Here is a 17,316-nt window from a genome sequence, read left to right on the forward strand (position 1 = left end):
CAGGGTGATCCGGCCGACATAATGTGGGAGCGCGAGCGGGCGTCGACCCATTCACGAGTCCTCGCATTACCCTGAAACCGTGCGGACTTCGTTGCTGGATGTGCTGTCAGACCGGATCCTCGTCGCCGACGGCGCGATGGGGACGATGCTCCAAGCGGCCGACCTGACCCTGGACGACTTCGAGGGCCACGAGGGCTGCAACGAGATCCTCAACGTGACCCGCCCGGACGTGGTCCGGGGGGTGCACGAGGCGTACCTGGCGGCCGGGGCGGACTGCGTCGAGACGAACACCTTCGGCGCCAACCTCAGCAACCTGGGCGAGTACGACATCTCGCACCGGATCTGGGAGCTGGCCGAGGCCGGCGCGCGGATCGCCCGGGAGGCCGCCGACGCGTGGAGCACCCCGGATCGACCCCGGTTCGTGCTCGGCTCGATCGGCCCGGGCACGAAGCTGCCCACCCTCGGGCACACCGCGTACGCGACGCTGCGCGACGCGTACCAGGAGAACGCGGCCGGGCTGCTCGCCGGCGGCGCGGACGCGCTGATCGTGGAGACCTGCCAGGACCTGCTCCAGGTGAAGGCGGTGGTGGTCGGGTCGCGCCGGGCGATGGCCGCGGCGGGGCGGACGGTGCCGCTGATCTGCCACGTCACGGTGGAGACCACCGGCACGATGCTGCTGGGCAGTGAGATCGGCGCGGCGCTGACCGCGCTGGAGCCGCTCGGCATCGACCTGATCGGGCTGAACTGCGCGACCGGGCCGGCGGAGATGAGTGAGCACCTGCGCTACCTGTCCCAGCACGCCCGGGTGCCGCTGTCGGTGATGCCGAACGCCGGGCTGCCGCAGCTCACCGCCGACGGGGCGGTCTACCCGCTGACCCCGGTGGAGTTGGCCGACGCGCTGGAACGGTTCGTCGCCGAGTACGGAGTCTCGCTGATCGGCGGCTGCTGCGGGACGACCCCGGAGCACATCCGGGTGGTCGCCGAGCGGCTGCGCGACACGCGGCCGGGTCCGCGCCGGCCGCAGGCCGACGCCGGCGTCTCCTCGATCTACCACCACGTGCCGTTCGCCCAGGATGCCAGCGTGCTGATGGTGGGGGAGCGGACCAACGCCAACGGGTCGAAGGCGTTCCGGGATGCGATGCTCGCCGCCGACTGGCAGGCGTGCGTGGAGATTGCCCGCAGCCAGGCCCGGGACGGTTCGCACCTGCTCGACCTGTGCGTGGACTACGTGGGCCGCGACGGCACGGTGGACATGCGGGAGCTGGCCGGCCGGTTCGCGACCGCGTCCACGCTGCCGATCATGCTCGACTCGACGGAGCCGCAGGTGATCGAGGCCGGGCTGGAGATGCTCGGCGGCCGGTGCGTGGTCAACTCGGTCAACTTCGAGGACGGCGACGGGCCGGGCTCCCGATACGCCCGGGTGATGCCGATCATCGCCGAGCACGGCGCGGCGGTGGTGGCGCTGCTCATCGACGAGGAGGGGCAGGCCCGCACCGCCGAGTGGAAGGTGCGGGTCGCGGGGCGGCTGATCGAGGACCTGACCGGGCGGTGGGGGCTGCGCCGCGCCGACATCCTGATCGACGCGCTGACCTTCCCGATCGCCACCGGCCAGGAGGAGACCCGGCGCGACGGCATCGAGACCATCGAGGCGATCCGGGAGATCGCCCGCCGCTGGCCGGGGGTGAACTTCACCCTGGGCATCTCCAACGTGTCGTTCGGGCTGAATCCGGCGGCCCGGCAGGTGCTCAACTCCGTGTTCCTGAACGAGTGCGTGCAGGCCGGGTTGACCTCGGCGATCGTGCATGCCAGCAAGATCCTGCCGATGTCGAAGATCGCGGACGAGCAGCGCGAGATCGCGCTGGACCTGATCTACGACCGGCGTCGGGAGGGGCACGACCCGGTTCATCGCTTCATCGAGATCTTCGAGGGGGTGGACGCCTCCTCGGCACGGGCCACCCGGGCGGAGGAGCTGGCGGCGCTGCCGCTGGAGGAGCGGCTCAAGCGGCGGATCATCGACGGCGAGCGCAACGGCCTGGAGGCCGACCTCGACACGGCGATGGCCGAGGGCCGGTCCCCGTTGTCGATCATCAACGACCTGCTGCTGGACGGGATGAAGGTGGTCGGTGAGCTGTTCGGCTCGGGCCAGATGCAGTTGCCGTTCGTGCTCCAGTCGGCCGAGGTGATGAAGACCGCGGTGGCGTACCTGGAGCCGCACATGGAGAAGGCCGACGACGGCGGCAAGGGCCGGATCGTGCTGGCCACGGTCAAGGGCGACGTGCACGACATCGGCAAGAACCTGGTCGACATCATCCTGTCCAACAACGGCTACGAGGTCGTCAACATCGGGATCAAGCAGCCGATCACCGCGATCCTCGACGCGGCGGAGCAGCACCGGGCCGACGCGATCGGGATGTCCGGGCTGCTGGTGAAGAGCACGGTGATCATGAAGGAGAACCTGGCCGAGATGGCCGCGCGCGGGGTCGCCGAGCGGTGGCCGGTGCTGCTCGGCGGTGCGGCGCTGACCCGGGCGTACGTGGAGGACGACCTGGGAGCGGTGTTCCCGGGTCAGGTGCACTACGCCCGGGACGCGTTCGAGGGGTTGTCCCTGATGGACCGGGTGATGACGGCGAAGCGGGGCGGGGCGCCGGTGGTGGACCCGGAGCGGGAGGCGACCCTGGCGGCGCGTCGGGCGCGTCGGGCGCGGCAGCGGGCGATGGTGACCGAAGCGCTGCCGGAGCTGGACGACGCGTCGGTGCGTTCCGACGTGGCGCGCGACGTGGAGGTGCCGACCCCGCCGTTCCTGGGCACCCGGGTGGTGAAGGGCCTGCCGCTGGCGGAGTACTCGGCGCTGCTGGACGAGCGGGCGACGTTCCTGGGGCAGTGGGGGCTGCGGGGCGCCCGGGGCGGCAAGGGCCCGTCGTACGAGGAGCTGGTGGAGACCGAGGGTCGGCCCCGGCTGCGGTACTGGCTGGACCGGCTGACCGCCGACAAGGTCCTTGAGGCGGCGGTGGTGTACGGGTACTTCCCGGCGTACTCGGAGGGCAACGACCTGGTGGTGCTGGACGAGAACGGGCACGCCGAGCGGGCCCGGTTCTCGTTCCCGAGGCAGCGCCAGGAGCGGCGGTTGTGCCTGGCGGACTTCTTCCGGCCCAAGGGCGACCAGCTCGACGTGGTGGCGTTGCAGCTGGTGACCGTGGGGCAGCCGGTCAGCGAGTACACGGCGAAGATGTTCGCCGGCAACGACTACCGCGACTACCTGGAGGTGCACGGACTGTCGGTGCAGCTCACGGAGGCGCTGGCGGAGTACTGGCACCGGCGGATCCGAACCGAGCTGACGCTGCCGGGCGGCGGCACGGTGGCCGACGACGACCCGGGGGACCTGGCGGGCCTGCTGGGCAACGACTACCGGGGCTGCCGGTACGCGTTCGGCTACCCGGCCTGCCCGGACCTGGAGGACCGCGCGAAGATCGTGGACCTGCTGGGCCCGGATCGGATCGGGGTGCAGCTCTCGGAGGAGTTCCAGCTGATGCCGGAGCAGGCGACCGACGCGATCGTGGTGCATCACCCGGAGGCGAACTACTTCAACGCCAAGTGACGCCGTAACCCTGCCTGAGCTGCGCCAAACACCCTCCCGGCTCCTGCGCGCTGGGGAGTCTCGCGATCTATCGACTAGATGGTGATGCGGGAGCTGTGGCGAGACGTGATCGGGCCAGTGCAGCACAGCCGGGGTGAGTAGCTGCTTGACAGCAGCGGTGACAGCAACGGGCCGAGACGAAGGCGACCAAGGCCGGCCTCGCGCGGATGGTCGGCCGAGGCCCATGCGTGCGGTGTTGGGCTGGCCGCGAAGCGTGACCGCACGTACCGTCCGTTGTGCAGGCTCTACGCCGGAAGTCGTCGACCTCATGCAGGAGGAGTCATGGCTGACTACATTGGGCTGCGCGTCGCCAGTTGGCGGGATGCCGCCGGGATGACGCAGCAGCAACTGGCCGATCGGGTAGGCGTTACCGCCTCCTACATCTCGATGATCGAGTCAGGACGACGGCCGGTCACCAAGCGTTCGCGGCTCATTGCCTTGGCGAGCGCTCTTGGTGTGAGCGTCACTGATCTGACCGGACAGCCGCACCCGCCCCGCAGTGAAGATGATCTCGCTATTTACGCCACGGTTCCGTCACTGCGTGGCGCTCTCGACGATGATCCGGAAGCGCCGGGGCACTCGCTGGATCCGGCTGTCTTGCGTGCGTCGGTGGGCCAGGCGATGGCTGCCCGGATGGCCTGCGACTACAAGGCGCTTGCGCGGCTGCTGCCCGGTCTGGTCGGGGCCACTCGGCAGCTCACCGACTCCGGGCACCCGGACGGGCCGCGACTGTTCGTCCGGGCCGCCGTGACCACGGTGTTGGCGATCAAGCCGTTTGGCTACATCGACCTGGCGGCGCGGTACGCGGAGCGTGCTGAGCTGGCCGCAACGTTCGCTGGGCCGGCGGAGGTTGCTGCCGCCGCCTTCGCTGCCGCGCAGAGTGCCTTGTCATCGGGCACCCACGGCGGTCGGCGGCGGTCGCTGGCAGTGGCTACGAGCGCGGCGGAGCGACTGGGCGACACGGGAGACGACGAGGCGCTGACCTGGTACGGGATGCTTCACCTGCATTCCGCGATGTCGGCCGCCTCGCTGGGTACCGGCGACCCGGATGGGCACTTGGCGGAGGCGGAGAACGCCGCGCGTCGGGCCGGGTCCGACCCGTGGCGGATGGAGTTCACCCCGGCGAACTGCGGGATCTGGCGGGTGGGTGTGGCCGTCGAGAACGGCTCACCTGAGCGAGCACCGGAACAGGCTCGGCGCGTCGACCGGTCGCAGGTCCGCACCCCGAACCGCCGATGCCGTCTGCACCTGGACGCGGGACGCGGCTGGTATGCGGCCGGCGACCAGGACCGGGCAGTCCTGGCGTTCCTGGAGGCGGACAACGCGTCCCCCGCTGAACTGCGGTCCCGGCCGAGCGTGCGGGAAATCGTCGGACAGATGGTCAGGGATGCCCGCCGACGGGGTTCCCCCGAGCTGCGGGACCTCGCAATCCGCATCGGTATCGATCCGTTGGATCCCGAGCCTCATGGAATCTAACTGACAGTTAGTCTGCCGTCACGCCGACCGCTCTACCGTCCGAGCAAGGACGCGGTTGAGCACCCACCGGCATCAGTGCCCGCTGTGATCGCGTCCCTCGATACGGGACGCGACGGCGGCGGTCCTTCCAAGAGCACCCGCCGTCGCGTCCCTCCCGGGTGGAGGTAGGGATGAGCGACGCTGTTCCGGTCGAGGGCAGAGGCGAACAGATCCAGGCGGCGGAACGGGAAGCGGCCAGGCTGCGGCTTCTCGCGCAGGCCGAGGCGGATCGGATACCGGTCGAGGAGACGACCCGGGCGGTGCCGGATCGGCGGTGGCGTCGTGGACAGCGGTGACCGGCTGCCGGTCGGTCGGCGGGTGGCGTACTGGCGGGGGCGGCGGAAGTTGTCGCAGCAGGTGTTCGCCGACCGGCTCGGCAAGTCGAAGAGCTGGGTCGACAAGGTCGAGCGCGGAGTCCGGTCCCTCGACAAGGTGTCCACCCTCCAGGACATCGCCGCCGCGCTGCGCATCGACACGGCGGTGCTGCTCGGCCGGGACGCTCAACCCGCTGCGGTGACCGAGCGGGCCGAGGGTGTCGAGCGGATCAGCGAGGCCCTGTCGACGTACGAGATCGCCCTGGGTCGGCCGGCGGCCCGCCGTGACGTGGTGACGGCGGACCGGCTGGTCCATACCGTCGAACATGCGTGGATCATGTTCGCGCATGCCCGGTACCCGCAGGTGATCGCGCTGGTGCCGGACCTGCTGGCCGGGGCGCAGCGCGTCCACGCCGACGATCCCGGGTGGGGCCGTCCGCTGCTGGTGGAGGCGTACCGGGTGACCGCGTCGCTGCTGGTGAAGCTCGGCGAGGCCGACCTGGGCTGGCTGGCCGCCGACCGGGCCATGGCCACCGCCACCGGCGACCGGCGGTTGGTGTCCGCCGCCGCCGTGCAACTCGGCCAGGCGCTCCGCGCTGCGGGGCGAGCGCGGGCCGCCATGTCGGCGACGCTGGCCGCCGCGTACCGGATCGCCCCGCCCGACCTGGACGACGGAACACCACCGGAGCTGTCGCTGTGCGGGACGCTGCTCGTGCAGGCCGCCCTGGCGGCGGCCCGACACGGCGACGACCGGGCCACCGCCGAACTGATCGGCGAGGCCGCCGACATGGCCGCCCGGGTAGGGGACGGCCACGACCACCACCGGACCGCGTTCGGGCCGACCGCGGTCGACCTGGCCCGTGCCGCCGCAGCCCTCGAACTGGGCAACGCACACGATGCGGTCGCCTGGCATGAGAAGACCACCAAGCGGGACGCCTGGCGGTGGCTACCGGTCGAACACCGCGCCGCCCACCTGCTCGACGCCGCCCGCGCCTACCTCCAAGCGGACGACCCGATCAGCGCGGGCCGGCTGGTGATCGACGCCGACCGCACCGCACCGGCCGAGATACGCCAGCGCCCCGCAGGCCGGGAGGTGCTCGCCCAGGTCGCCCGCGACCCCACCGCCCCAACGACGCTCATCCACCTCGCCGCCACCCTCGGGGTGGGCTGAGGATGACCACACCGTTCCTGTCCCTGGCCCAGATCCGCAACCGGCTCATCCTCACCGCCCGCTGGGTCCTCCGCGACCACCAACCCGCATCCGACGGCCACTGCCCGATCTGCCGGACAGCGGACTGCCCGGTGGCCACCGCCGCCCGTGACGTCCTCCGCGCAGCCGAGGAAGTGCAGCTGTGGAGTACAGCAACCCAGCCGACCGAACCCGACCGGGATGGCCCTCAGCAGGCTGGATGAACCTAGGACGACACCCGATCCGACTGCCTCGCCGAGAGTTCGGGACGAAGAGGTCAGATGCGCCGCAGGTCGAGAGCCCGCAAGGGCCGGGACCACGTCTGCCGGTAGGCGCGCACCGGGCAGGATACTTCGAGCGATGCGGACTGGCCGGCGTCCAGGTGAAGGGTCAGGGGTTCGCTACGGGTCCAGTCCAGGGCTGCCTGGACCACATGCTGGCCCTCGTCGACGCTGATCCTGGCTGACTGTCCTGGCCGCAGCCCGACAACTCTGTGCCCGTCTACCTTCACCCAGATTTGCCTGAGCAGAGCGAAGGAGTCATGCGGTCGACTGAGGATCAGCTCTGCCATCAGCCCCTCGACTCTCGCCTGTTGTCGTGCACCAGGATGGCCTGGACGCTGAAGACTCGACGGCCGGCGTGTCGGCTGCCTGCCTGGGCCGTCGCCGGCCCGTCGGGGTCGGGCGGCGGGAAACGGCTCTGAGTTCCGCTTCAACGTGTAGCCGCCCGCCGGGAGTCGTCGGCCCACGGCGAGCGCGGGTGGGCGGTACGGATGGCCATGCGCAACCAGCGGCGCTGCTCGGGGAGTAGCAGGCCGTCAGTAACGCTCAGGTCATGCTCGTCCTGAGGGCGTGGATCTCGCGCCTTCCACAGGAGTTGGGTGGCCGGCGTTCCGGTCGGTACGCCGCGCACAGTCGCGACGGCCGCACTCCACGGGAGATCGATCCGTGGATCGCGACGGTACCGCCAGACCGACTCGTCGCCGTCCTCCAGGTTGACCTGAAGGACGAAGTGATCGCGGTCCTCGTCGTGTAGCCAGATGTTGTGCAGTTCGGGATCGTCGAGGTGCTTGCTCAACGGGAGAAGGCGCCCGCTCATTGCCGCGAACGGCCGAAGGTGCGCGGGCATGCTGCCGAGCAGGGCCGGGAGCGCCGGCCGGAGGGTGCTGACGTCGATGTCGGCGTGCCGGCGGCTGACCGCTCCAAGCCAGTGGTCGATGGCCCATCCACCGGAAAGCCACCAGGGAGCCGGACACCCGCCGAGCAGCGAACAAACGTCGGTGATGGACAGCGCCGCCCAGACGTGCCGTTGAGGGTGGTAACGCACGTCCCCAGGGTGGCACCCGCCCAGCCCCGGACGCCAGATGTTGCTCTTTACCGAAACCTCTAGCGGGTGGTTGCGTTTCCGTTGACGGTGGCGGCGGTGAGGAAGAACGTGACCGCGTACGTGAACCGACGGGCTGAGACAGCATCGTCGAACTGGTCTTCGAAGGCACGTGCCTCGGTGGGGTCGAGCGTGCCGCGTTGGGCGGCGGTGGCGGCCCAGCTTCGGAGACCAAGAACGTTGTCGACAGCAGTGGGGTTTCGGACCAAGAGAGTTCGGGGTTCGACGGTGATGTCGACCAGGCCGTGTGCGGCGAGCAGGCCGGCGTGTTGATGAGCCAGGGCGCCGTTGCGGAGGAGGACATCAGCCCGGAATCTCAGGACGCGTCGGGCCAAGCCTTGGTCGGCGATGTCGAGCACCTGAGTGTCGTAGTCGGGGTCTGCCAGAACGACGCGACCGCCGGGCCGGACGACCCTGATGATCTCTGTGATTGCGGCGTGAGGGTCGGCGAGGTGTTGCACGGTGCGATCGGCCCACGCCCCGTCGAAGGAAAAGCTGAGGAATGGCAGGCGATGGGCGTCGGCGACCGCACACTGAGTTAAGCCGCGCGCTCGCATCGCGGTGGACATGGTCTGCGCATGGTCGAGGGTTGCCACGCTGACATCGTGATCATCTTCCAGCTTGGCCGCGTTTGCTCCGGTGCCAGCGCCGACTTCGAGGTAGTGACGACCAGGTGCCGGATGGAGCAGCTCACGTACCCGCTGCTGGTATGCCTGGTAGAACGGCTCCTCCGTGAGGCGGTCCAGGACCGCCACCCACGAGTTCGGGTCTGGATGGCGATCGACATCAGTGAACCCGTGCATGGTCGGCAGACTATCGTGGCAGTTCCGGCGAACCTTGCCGTACACGCAGCTCTGGGCTCCCCGGGCCAGCACGCCACGACCGCGACGGTGGCCCAAGGCCGGTGGCGGATCGCGGTGGTCGGCCGGTTCGCCTCGCGGCGGGTCGGTGCTGACCGCGTCGGGTGAGGGGAGTGGGGCGTGCCGGCGGGCTGGGTCTGGGACGAGTCGCTGTTCGAGGGTGCCGCCGTGCACTACGAGCGGGGGCGGCTGCCGTACGCGGAGGGTTTCGTGGCGGCGCTGGCGGAGGCCCTCGGCCTGGACGGGTCGGGTCGGTTGCTGGACGTGGGTTGCGGCCCGGGGACGGTGACGCTGCCGCTGGCCGGGTGGTTCGCGGAGGCGGTGGGGATGGACCCGGACCCCGGGATGCTGGCGCGGGCGCGGCAGCGGGCTGCCGCCGCTGGCGTGGGCGACGTCCGGTGGGTGCGGGCGCGGGCGGAGGACCTGCCGGCCGGGCTGGGGGTCTTCCGGGTGGCGGTGTTCGGGCAGTCCTTCCACTGGATGGAGCAGGACCGGGTCGCGGCGACGGTGCGCCGGATGCTGCTGCCGGGCGGGGCGTTCGTGCACGTCAGCGACGCCAAGGAGCCGTTGTCGACGACCGGGCTGCCCTGTCCGGTGCCCCCGTACGCGGCGGTGGCCGAGCTGGTGCGCGGCTATCTGGGCCCGGTGCGGCGGGCCGGCCGGGGGTTCCTGCCGCACGGGACGCCGGGCGGAGAGGACGCGGTGCTGGCCGCGGCGGGTTTTGTCGGCCCGCAGCGGTTGCGGGTGCCGGCCGGGGCGGTGGTGCGGCGGTCGATCGACGACGTGGTGGCGTGGGTGCACTCGCGGTCGGACGCGGTGCCGCCCCTGTTCGGGCCGCGGCTTGCGGAGTTCGACGACGACCTGCGGGGCCTGCTCGCGGCGGCGGCCCGGGACGGGTGGTTCGCGGAGCGGGTGCCGGACACGGAGCTGGTGATCTGGCGGATTCCCGATGCCGGCATCGTCGGGCGTGACTGAGACAACCCCCGGCGTCGTCGCGGTCGGAGCCCTTCCCACCTGCGGGGGCGTGCCGTAGTTCGGGTGGGCGATGATCACGATTTCTGGCAGGGTTGGCGCCATGCCCGCCCTCCTGCGTTCCCGTGTCACCGACTGGACCGTCGTCGTTCCGCTGCTCGCCGTCGTGGTCCTGGCTCTGACCTGGGGCAGGGAGTTACCCCCGGTGGTCGTGGTGATCGTGGCGGTGTTCCTGGCCGGGGCGGTGCTGGCGGCCGTGCACCACGCGGAGGTGGTCGCCCACCGGGTGGGTGAACCCTTCGGTTCGCTGGTGCTCGCCGTCGCGGTCACGGTCATCGAGGTGGCCCTCATCGTCACCCTGATGATCAGCGGTGGAGACAAGACGCAGGCGCTGGCCCGGGACACCGTCTTCGCCGCTGTCATGATCACCTGCAACGGCATACTCGGCCTGTCCCTGCTGCTCGGCGCGCTGCGCCGTCGGGTGGCGGTGTTCAACCCCGAGGGCACCGGTGGGGCGCTGGCCACCGTGGCCACCCTGGCGACCCTGAGCCTGGTGGTGCCGACCTTCACCACGAGCCGGCCCGGCCCGGAGTTCTCCCCGGCCCAGCTCGCCTTCGCCGCCGTGGCCTCGCTGGCCCTGTACGGGCTGTTCGTGCTGGTGCAGACCGGCCGGCACCGCGACTACTTCCTGCCGGTGGGCGCCGACGGGGCCGTGGTCGACGCCGACGGGGACGGGCACGCCGACCCGCCGTCGTCCCGGGCCGCGCTGACCAGCCTCGCCCTGCTGGTGGTGGCGCTGATCGCCGTGGTGGGACTGGCGAAGATGGTGTCACCGGCCATCGAGGCCGGGGTGTCCGCCGCCAACCTGCCGCAGGCGTTCGTCGGCGTGGTCATCGCGCTGCTGGTGCTGGCGCCGGAGACCCTGGCCGCGGCCCGCGCCGCCCGCCGCGATCGGGTGCAGATCAGCCTCAATCTGGCCCTCGGCTCGGCCATGGCCAGCATCGGCCTGACCATCCCGGCGATCGCCATCGCCTCGATCTGGCTCGACGGGCCACTGCTGCTCGGGCTGGGCGGCACTCAGCTGGCCCTGCTGGCGTTGACCGTCGTCACCGGCGTGCTCACGGTGGTGCCGGGCCGGGCGACCATGCTCCAGGGCGGCGTGCACCTGGTCCTGCTGGCCGCGTTCGTCTTCCTCGCCGCCAGCCCCTGACGCGGGCCGGGCGCGGCCGGGCGGCCCCGCAGGCCCGGCCCCCGCCGGCCCGAGCCCGGGCCGCCGGCCGCGCCCCGGACGGCGTGTTCCCGCGCCCGCGCGACGACGGCGGGCCCGGGCGCGGGGTGGCGTCGACGCGAGCCGATCGGAGGGTCACCGGGGGCCCTCGTCGGCGGCATGATCGAAGCGGGGCCGGGGTACTGCACCGGCGAGGGCGAACCGGGGAGGCGCTGTGACAGCACGCGCGGGACGTCGGCCGCGAGGGCCGCTGGCAGGTCTGCTGGTCGCGCTGGTGCTGACCGGCGGCTGCGTGGTCGGCGGGGTGGACGAGGGTGCGCCGCAGCAGCCCGGCCCGGAGCGGCCCCGGCAGTCCGCGGCACCGGGCGCGGAGCGCACCCGCGCCGACGGCACCACCAGCGTCACCGAGTTCAAGGAGGACCTCGCCGCCGCGGTGGACCAGGCCGAGGTGTACTGGACCGCGCAGTTCCGGGAGTCCGGCCGGCGGTTCGAGCCGATCCGCCGGGTGGTGGCGTACCAGCGGGAGGGCGAGGTGTCCTGCGGCGGGCAGGCGCTGCCGCGCAACAACGCCGTGTACTGCTCGGCGGGCGACTTCATCGCCTACGACGTCAACTGGTCGGTCTCAGCGTTCCGGCAGGTCGGCGACGCGTTCCTGTACTACCTGCTCGGCCACGAGTACGCCCACGGCGTGCAGGTGCGCCTGGGCATCCGCTACGACTTCACCATCCAGCAGGAGCTGCAGGCCGACTGCATGGCCGGGGCGTACGTCGGCGGCTCGATCCGGGCCAAGCAGCTGACGCTGGAGGAGGGCGACCTGGAGGAGTTCCGGGAGGGGCTGCTCGCCGTCGGCGACGACCCCGACCAGCCATGGTTCGCCGAGGGCGCGCACGGCACCGCCGAGCAACGCACCGACTCCTTCTTCCGCGGCTACGAGTCCGGCCTGTCGGCCTGCAACCTGGGCTGACGCCGCCCCGGGAGGGTCGCCGAGGTCACCCCCGAGCGGGTCCGGCGTCGGAGGGCCGGGCCGGCTGAGAGGATCGCGGGAACCGTGCGACTACTGGAGGACCCGCTGAGCAGCCACCATCCCGCCGCCGTGCTCTTCGACATGGACGGCACCCTGGTCGACAGTGAGAAGCTGTGGGACGTCGCGCTGCGCGAGCTGGCGGCCGACTACGGGGGCGTCCTGTCCGCCGCCGCCCGCAGATCGATGGTCGGCACCAACATGGCCGACTCGATGCGCATCCTGCACGAGGACCTCGGTCAGCCGCACCGCGACCCGCTGGTCAGCGCGGCGTGGATCGACGTGCGGATCCTGGAGCTGTTCCGCACCGGGCTGCGCTGGCGGCCCGGCGCGCTGGCGCTGCTGGGCGCGGTACGCGCGGCGGGCGTTCCGACCGCCCTGGTCACCTCCAGCATCCGGCCCCTGGTGGAGGTGGCGCTGGACACCCTGGGGCGGGACAGCTTCGACGTGGTGGTCTGCGGCGACGAGGTGGACGCGACCAAGCCGCACCCGGAGCCGTACCTGACCGCCGCCCGGCTGCTCGGCGTGCCGATCGCCCGGTGTGTGGCGATCGAGGATTCCCCGACCGGGGTGGCCAGCGCCCTGGCCGCAGGCGCGGCGGTGCTGGCCGTGCCGGCGGAGGTGCCGATCGCGCCGGCCGACGGCGTACACCAGTTGGAGAGCCTGACCGGGGCGGACCTGGAGCTGCTGGCCGCCCTGCTCGGCGACCCGCCGGCCTGACCCGGGGCCGCACCTGACACGGGTCGGCCCCGCCGTCGGCAGGGCGCCCCGGCCACCATGACAAAGTGGCAGGGGCGCCCGCGGTTCATTCGTGGGCGATCGCTCCCAGGATGTTGAGCCGGGCGGCGCGGATCGCCGGCAGCGCCGCCGCGACCACCCCGATCAGCGCGGCCAGGCCGAGGACGATCCCGATCTGGGACCAGGGCAGCACCAGGTCGGTGATCCCCTCGTCCTGGAGCGCCCGGACCACCGCCGCGCCGAGGCCGGTGCCGACGACGACGCCGAGCAGCGCGCCGAAGACGGAGATCACCACCGCCTCCACGGTGATCATCCGCATGGTCTGCGCCCGGCGCAGCCCGATCGCCCGCAGCAGGCCCAACTCCCGGGTCCGCTCCAGCACCGACAGGGCCAGGGTGTTGATGATGCCCAACACGGCGATCACGATGGCCAGCGCCAGCAGGATCTGGATCATCGTGAGCAGCGTGTCGAAGCCGCTGGTCTGCTGCTCGATGTAGCTGGCCCGGTCGGCCACCGACACCTCGGGGCTGTCCGCGACCAGCGCCTCCAACTGCGGCTGCACCTGCGACACGGACGTGCCCGGGGTGAGCTGAACCAGCGCCGTGAACGGCTGCGGGCTGGCGAATTCCGCCCCCGCCTCCCTCGGCAGCATGATCGACCCGATGGTCCGGTCGTCGGGCAGGACCGCCGTCACCGTGTACGTGTGCGGGCCCTCGCCCCGAACGAACTGGGCGGTCAGCCGGTCACCCACCGACTTGCCCAGCTCCTTCGCGCCGGAGACGCTCAGCGCCACCTGGTCCGGCCGTAGCGTGGCGATCGTGCCCGCCTGCGCGGTGGTGTGGTAGATCTGCCCCATCGCGGCCAGGTCGGTCAGCGCGACCACGTACGTCCGGTCGCCGTCGACGACCGCGTTGTCGTTGTAGACGCCCACCACCGTGTTCACCCCCGGCACCGCGGCCGCCCGGTCGACCACCGCCGGGTCGAACGTCGGCGGTCGGGGCCCGGTCTGCGCCCCGGCGATCACCAACTGCGCGTCGACGGTGCTCTCCGCCGCACCGGCGATGCTGGACTTGGCCGAGTCGAGGATCACCGTCACCCCGGTGACCAGGGCGATGCCGACCATCAGGGCGGCGGCGGTGATGGCCGTTCGGCGCGGGTTGCGCCCCGAGTTGAGCCGCCCCAGCCGGCCCGGCACCGACCAGGCGAACAGCCCGCCGAGCAGGGACACCACCGGCCGGCTGAGCAGCGGGGTCAGCAGCGCCACCCCGATGAACGTGAACAACACCCCGGCCAGGATCACCTGCAGCGTGGCGCCGCCGGCGTTGCCGGTCAACCCCACCGCAAGCAGCGTGCCGCCGACGGCGGTGACCACCGCGCCGGAGACGGTGATCCGGGTCAGCGGCCGGTCCGGGGTGGCCACGTCCTGCATCGCCGCGATCGGCGGGATGCGGGCGGCCCGCAGCGCCGGCAGCAGCGCCGCCACCACGGTGATCAGCATGCCGACCGCAAAGGCGCTGACCACGGCGGCCGGCGGCACGCCCAGCCCGGCCAGGGTCAGCCCGCCGACGAACGAGCCGAACGCCCAGGCCAGCAGCGCTCCCACCCCGATGCCCGCGCCGAGGCCGAGGACCGAGGCGACCAGACCGACCGCGAGGGCCTCCAGCACCACCGAGCCGATGATCTGCCGCCCGCTGGCCCCGATGGCCCGCATCAGGGCCAACTCCCGGGTCCGCTGCGCCACGATGATCGAGAACGTGTTGAGGATCAGGAACGTGCCGACCAGCAGCGCCACCGCGGCGAAGCCGAGCAGCACCTTGTTGAAGAACGACAGCCCCTCCTTGAGGCCGGCCGCGGCGTCGGCGGAGAGCTGCTCGCCCGTCTTGACCTCGTACTGCGCGCCGAGCGCCCGGGTCAGGTCGTCGCGCAGCGCCTCCGGGGTCACCCCGCCGGCGGCCCGCACCGTCACGCTGTTGAACGTGTCGGGCTTGCCGAGCATCAGCCGCTGCGCGGCCGGGGTGGTGAACGCGATCTCGTTCACCCCGCCGATGGAGTCCCGCCCGCCGCTGTAGCCGAACACGCCGACCAGGGTGAAGTCGCGGCGCTTGGACTCGAACGCGGTCAGCGCGCCGACCCGGTCGCCCACCTTGACCTTCGCGGCCGTCGCGAGGGCCGCGTTGACCACGATCTCGTCGTCGGCCCGCGGCGCGCGCCCCTCCCGCAGCTTCACCAGGTCGCTCTCGCCGATCCAGTTCTGCCCGAGCTGGGGCGGCCCGAACGAGGTGACCACCTTGCCGTTGCTGCCGATCAGCCGCGCGCCGTCGGCGTTGACCATGCCGGTGGCCTCGGCCACGCCGGGCACCGCCCGGACCCGGCCCACCACGTCGGCCGGGAACGCGGGGGAGACCTGTTCGCCCTCCGCCTCGCCCACCGCGATCTTCGGCTTGGCGGCGACGTTGACGTCGACGCTGGCGTACGCGTCGGCGAAGACCGCGTCGAAGGAACGGCCGAGAGTGTCGGTGAGCACGAAGGCGCCGGAGACGAACATGACGCCGAGCACCACGGCCAGGCCGGAGAGGATCAGCCGCACCTTGCGCGCCAGCAGGCTCTTGAGGGTGGCCCGGAACATCAGTTCCCCACCTCGGTGATGACCGGGACGTCGAGCTTCTTCATGGTGTCCAGCACCGTGTCGGCGGTCGGCTCGATCAGCTCCGAGACGATCTCCCCGTCGGCGAGGAACACCACCCGGTCGGCGTACGCGGCGGCGGTCGGGTCGTGGGTCACCATGACGATGGTCTGGCCGTGCTCGCGCACCGAGTTGCGCAGGAAGTTCAGCACCTCCGCGCCGGAGCGGGAGTCGAGGTTGCCGGTCGGCTCGTCGGCGAAGATCACCTCGGGGCGGGCCACCAGCGCCCGGGCGCACGCCACCCGCTGCTGCTGACCACCGGAGAGCTGCGCCGGGCGGTGGTCGAGCCGGTCGCGCAGCCCGACCGTGTCGATCACGGTGTCGTACCAGGCCGGGTCCGGCCGGCGGCCGGCGATCGACATCGGCAGCAGGATGTTCTCCTTCGCCGTCAGCGTGGGCAGCAGGTTGAACTGCTGGAAGATGAAGCCCACCTTGTCCCGGCGCAGCTTCGTCAGCCCGGCGTCGCCGAGGCCGGTCACCGTGGTCTCGCCGATCGACACCGTGCCCCGGGTGACTGAGTCCAGGCCGGCCAGGCAGTGCATCAGCGTCGACTTGCCCGACCCGGACGGGCCCATGATCGCCGTGAACCGGGCCCGCTCGAACTCGGCGCTCACCCCCCGCAGCGCGGCGACCTGCGCCTCGCCGCTGCCGTACACCTTCCACACGTCGCTTGCACGGGCTGCGGCCCGCGCCTGGCGGCCTACCGTGGCGGTCACGTCATCTACCTCTTCCGTCTGGCTGCTTCCGCACCGCCCCCGCTGGCCGGTGCGGCATGTCCCCATCCTCGGTGACCGGTGCCGTCGATCCGTCCGACTCCGGGGGGAGCGGTGGCGGATTTCCCGCTGCGGGTCGGCCCGGAGGACGACTCAGGGTTCACCCTGACCGTTTCCGACCACGTTGGCGGCGTTTCCCGGACCCGGACACCAGGACCTGGCACTACTCAGGATCAAACCCCGCCAGCTCACCGTCGGTCACGGTAGGTGATGATCGCAACACCTCGGTACGCGTGCCGGCGGGCCCGGCGCCGCCACGGCTACGCCCGGGGGCGCACCAGACCCGACTCGTACGCCAGCACCACGGCCTGCACCCGGTCGCGCAGCCCCAGCTTGGTCAGCACGTGCCCGACGTGCGTCTTGATGGTGGTCTCGCTGACCGACAACGCCCGGGCGATCTCCGCGTTGGACAGCCCCCGGGCCACCTGCACGAGGACCTCCCGCTCGCGCTCGGTGAGGGCGTTGAGCGCCTTCGGCGGGGCGGCGGCCGGATCGGGCAGCACGTCCGCGAAGCGGTCCAGCAGCCGCTTGAGGATCCGCGGCGCCACCACCGCCTCCCCGGCGGCGACCGTGCGGATCGCCGTCACGAGGTCCTCCGCCGGCACGTCCTTGGCGAGGAACCCGCTGGCCCCGGCGCGCAGCGCCCCCACCACGTACTCGTCGAGGTCGAACGTGGTCAGGATCAGCACCCGCACCGGCAGCCGGGCGTCGACGATGGCCCGGGTCGCGGCGACCCCGTCCATCCGGGGCATCCGGATGTCCATCAGCACCACGTCGGGCAGCAGCCGGCGGGACAGCTCCACCGCCTCCAGGCCGTCGCCGGCCTCGGCAACGATGTCCAGGTCGTCCTCGGTGCCCAACACCATCCGGAATCCGGTGCGCAGCAGCGGCTGGTCGTCGGCGAGCAGGATCCGCACCGGCCGCGCCGCCGTCATCCCGTCACTCATCGCCTGTCCTCCCGTCGCGCCGGGCCCGTCGCGGGCCCGCTGATCGTGGCACGAGCCCC

Annotated in this window: 14 protein-coding genes and 1 pseudogene; 9 read left to right on the top strand and 6 right to left on the bottom strand. The window is 71.9% G+C overall.

The window, feature by feature from the left end:
• Positions 1-79: 79 nt before the first annotated feature.
• The 5 genes from metH to OG559_RS24745 all read left to right on the top strand — a co-directional run bounded on the left by metH (position 80) and on the right by OG559_RS24745 (position 6,876).
• Positions 80-3,595, top strand: coding sequence for a methionine synthase (gene metH, locus OG559_RS24725; RefSeq protein WP_405107635.1), 3,516 nt, complete (start codon positions 80-82; stop codon positions 3,593-3,595).
• Between the two features lie 321 nt (positions 3,596-3,916).
• Entirely contained in the window at positions 3,917-5,110 is a 1,194-nt protein-coding gene (locus OG559_RS24730; RefSeq protein ID WP_405107638.1) for a helix-turn-helix domain-containing protein, read from the top strand.
• A 170-nt stretch (positions 5,111-5,280) separates the two neighbouring features.
• On the top strand, positions 5,281-5,445 hold the full coding sequence (locus OG559_RS24735) for a hypothetical protein (protein WP_405107641.1): 165 nt from the start codon (positions 5,281-5,283) through the stop codon (positions 5,443-5,445).
• Positions 5,432-6,634 carry a helix-turn-helix domain-containing protein gene (locus tag OG559_RS24740; protein ID WP_405107644.1) on the top strand — a complete coding sequence of 401 codons (1,203 nt, stop codon included), beginning with the start codon at positions 5,432-5,434 and terminating at the stop codon, positions 6,632-6,634. The genes OG559_RS24735 and OG559_RS24740 overlap by 14 nt, the downstream gene beginning before the upstream one ends.
• Before the next feature lie 2 nt (positions 6,635-6,636).
• Complete coding sequence (locus tag OG559_RS24745; RefSeq protein WP_405107647.1) at positions 6,637-6,876, top strand: hypothetical protein; 240 nt, start codon at positions 6,637-6,639, stop codon at positions 6,874-6,876.
• A 53-nt stretch (positions 6,877-6,929) separates the two neighbouring features.
• Here OG559_RS24745 and OG559_RS24750 read toward each other — a convergent pair whose 3' ends face one another.
• The 3 genes from OG559_RS24750 to OG559_RS24760 form a co-directional block, all read right to left on the bottom strand.
• Positions 6,930-7,223, bottom strand: a complete 294-nt coding sequence (locus tag OG559_RS24750) for a hypothetical protein (protein ID WP_405107650.1) — start codon at positions 7,221-7,223, stop codon at positions 6,930-6,932.
• 140 nt (positions 7,224-7,363) lie between these two features.
• Positions 7,364-7,978 carry a nucleotidyltransferase domain-containing protein gene (locus OG559_RS24755; RefSeq protein WP_405107652.1) on the bottom strand — a complete coding sequence of 205 codons (615 nt, stop codon included), beginning with the start codon at positions 7,976-7,978 and terminating at the stop codon, positions 7,364-7,366.
• A 59-nt stretch (positions 7,979-8,037) separates the two neighbouring features.
• A complete protein-coding gene (locus OG559_RS24760; RefSeq protein ID WP_405107655.1) occupies positions 8,038-8,883 on the bottom strand; it encodes a methyltransferase domain-containing protein in 846 nt (281 codons plus the stop codon).
• Positions 8,884-9,015: 132 nt separating this feature from the next.
• Between OG559_RS24760 and OG559_RS24765 the strand changes: the two genes are divergently transcribed.
• The 4 genes and pseudogenes from OG559_RS24765 to OG559_RS24780 all read left to right on the top strand — a co-directional run bounded on the left by OG559_RS24765 (position 9,016) and on the right by OG559_RS24780 (position 12,836).
• Positions 9,016-9,870, top strand: a complete 855-nt coding sequence (locus OG559_RS24765; protein WP_405107658.1) for a class I SAM-dependent methyltransferase — start codon at positions 9,016-9,018, stop codon at positions 9,868-9,870.
• Positions 9,871-9,970: 100 nt separating this feature from the next.
• Entirely contained in the window at positions 9,971-11,077 is a 1,107-nt protein-coding gene (locus OG559_RS24770; RefSeq protein WP_405107661.1) for a calcium:proton antiporter, read from the top strand.
• 226 nt (positions 11,078-11,303) lie between these two features.
• Positions 11,304-12,059: pseudogene (locus OG559_RS24775) on the top strand (neutral zinc metallopeptidase); the annotation flags it as partial.
• Positions 12,060-12,188: 129 nt separating this feature from the next.
• Positions 12,189-12,836: an HAD family hydrolase gene (locus OG559_RS24780; RefSeq protein WP_405116940.1), complete on the top strand. Its 648-nt coding sequence runs from the start codon at positions 12,189-12,191 to the stop codon at positions 12,834-12,836.
• Positions 12,837-12,921: 85 nt separating this feature from the next.
• Here OG559_RS24780 and OG559_RS24785 read toward each other — a convergent pair whose 3' ends face one another.
• From OG559_RS24785 to OG559_RS24795, 3 genes are all read right to left on the bottom strand, one after another.
• On the bottom strand, positions 12,922-15,480 hold the full coding sequence (locus OG559_RS24785) for an ABC transporter permease (RefSeq protein WP_405107663.1): 2,559 nt from the start codon (positions 15,478-15,480) through the stop codon (positions 12,922-12,924).
• On the bottom strand, positions 15,480-16,253 hold the full coding sequence (locus OG559_RS24790) for an ABC transporter ATP-binding protein (protein ID WP_405107666.1): 774 nt from the start codon (positions 16,251-16,253) through the stop codon (positions 15,480-15,482). The genes OG559_RS24785 and OG559_RS24790 overlap by 1 nt, the downstream gene beginning before the upstream one ends.
• A 317-nt stretch (positions 16,254-16,570) precedes the next feature.
• A complete protein-coding gene (locus tag OG559_RS24795; RefSeq protein ID WP_405107669.1) occupies positions 16,571-17,257 on the bottom strand; it encodes a response regulator in 687 nt (228 codons plus the stop codon).
• Positions 17,258-17,316 lie beyond the last annotated feature (59 nt).

Origin of the sequence: Micromonospora sp. NBC_01405 (genome assembly GCF_045040155.1) — a bacterium.
Lineage (GTDB): Bacteria > Actinomycetota > Actinomycetes > Mycobacteriales > Micromonosporaceae > Micromonospora.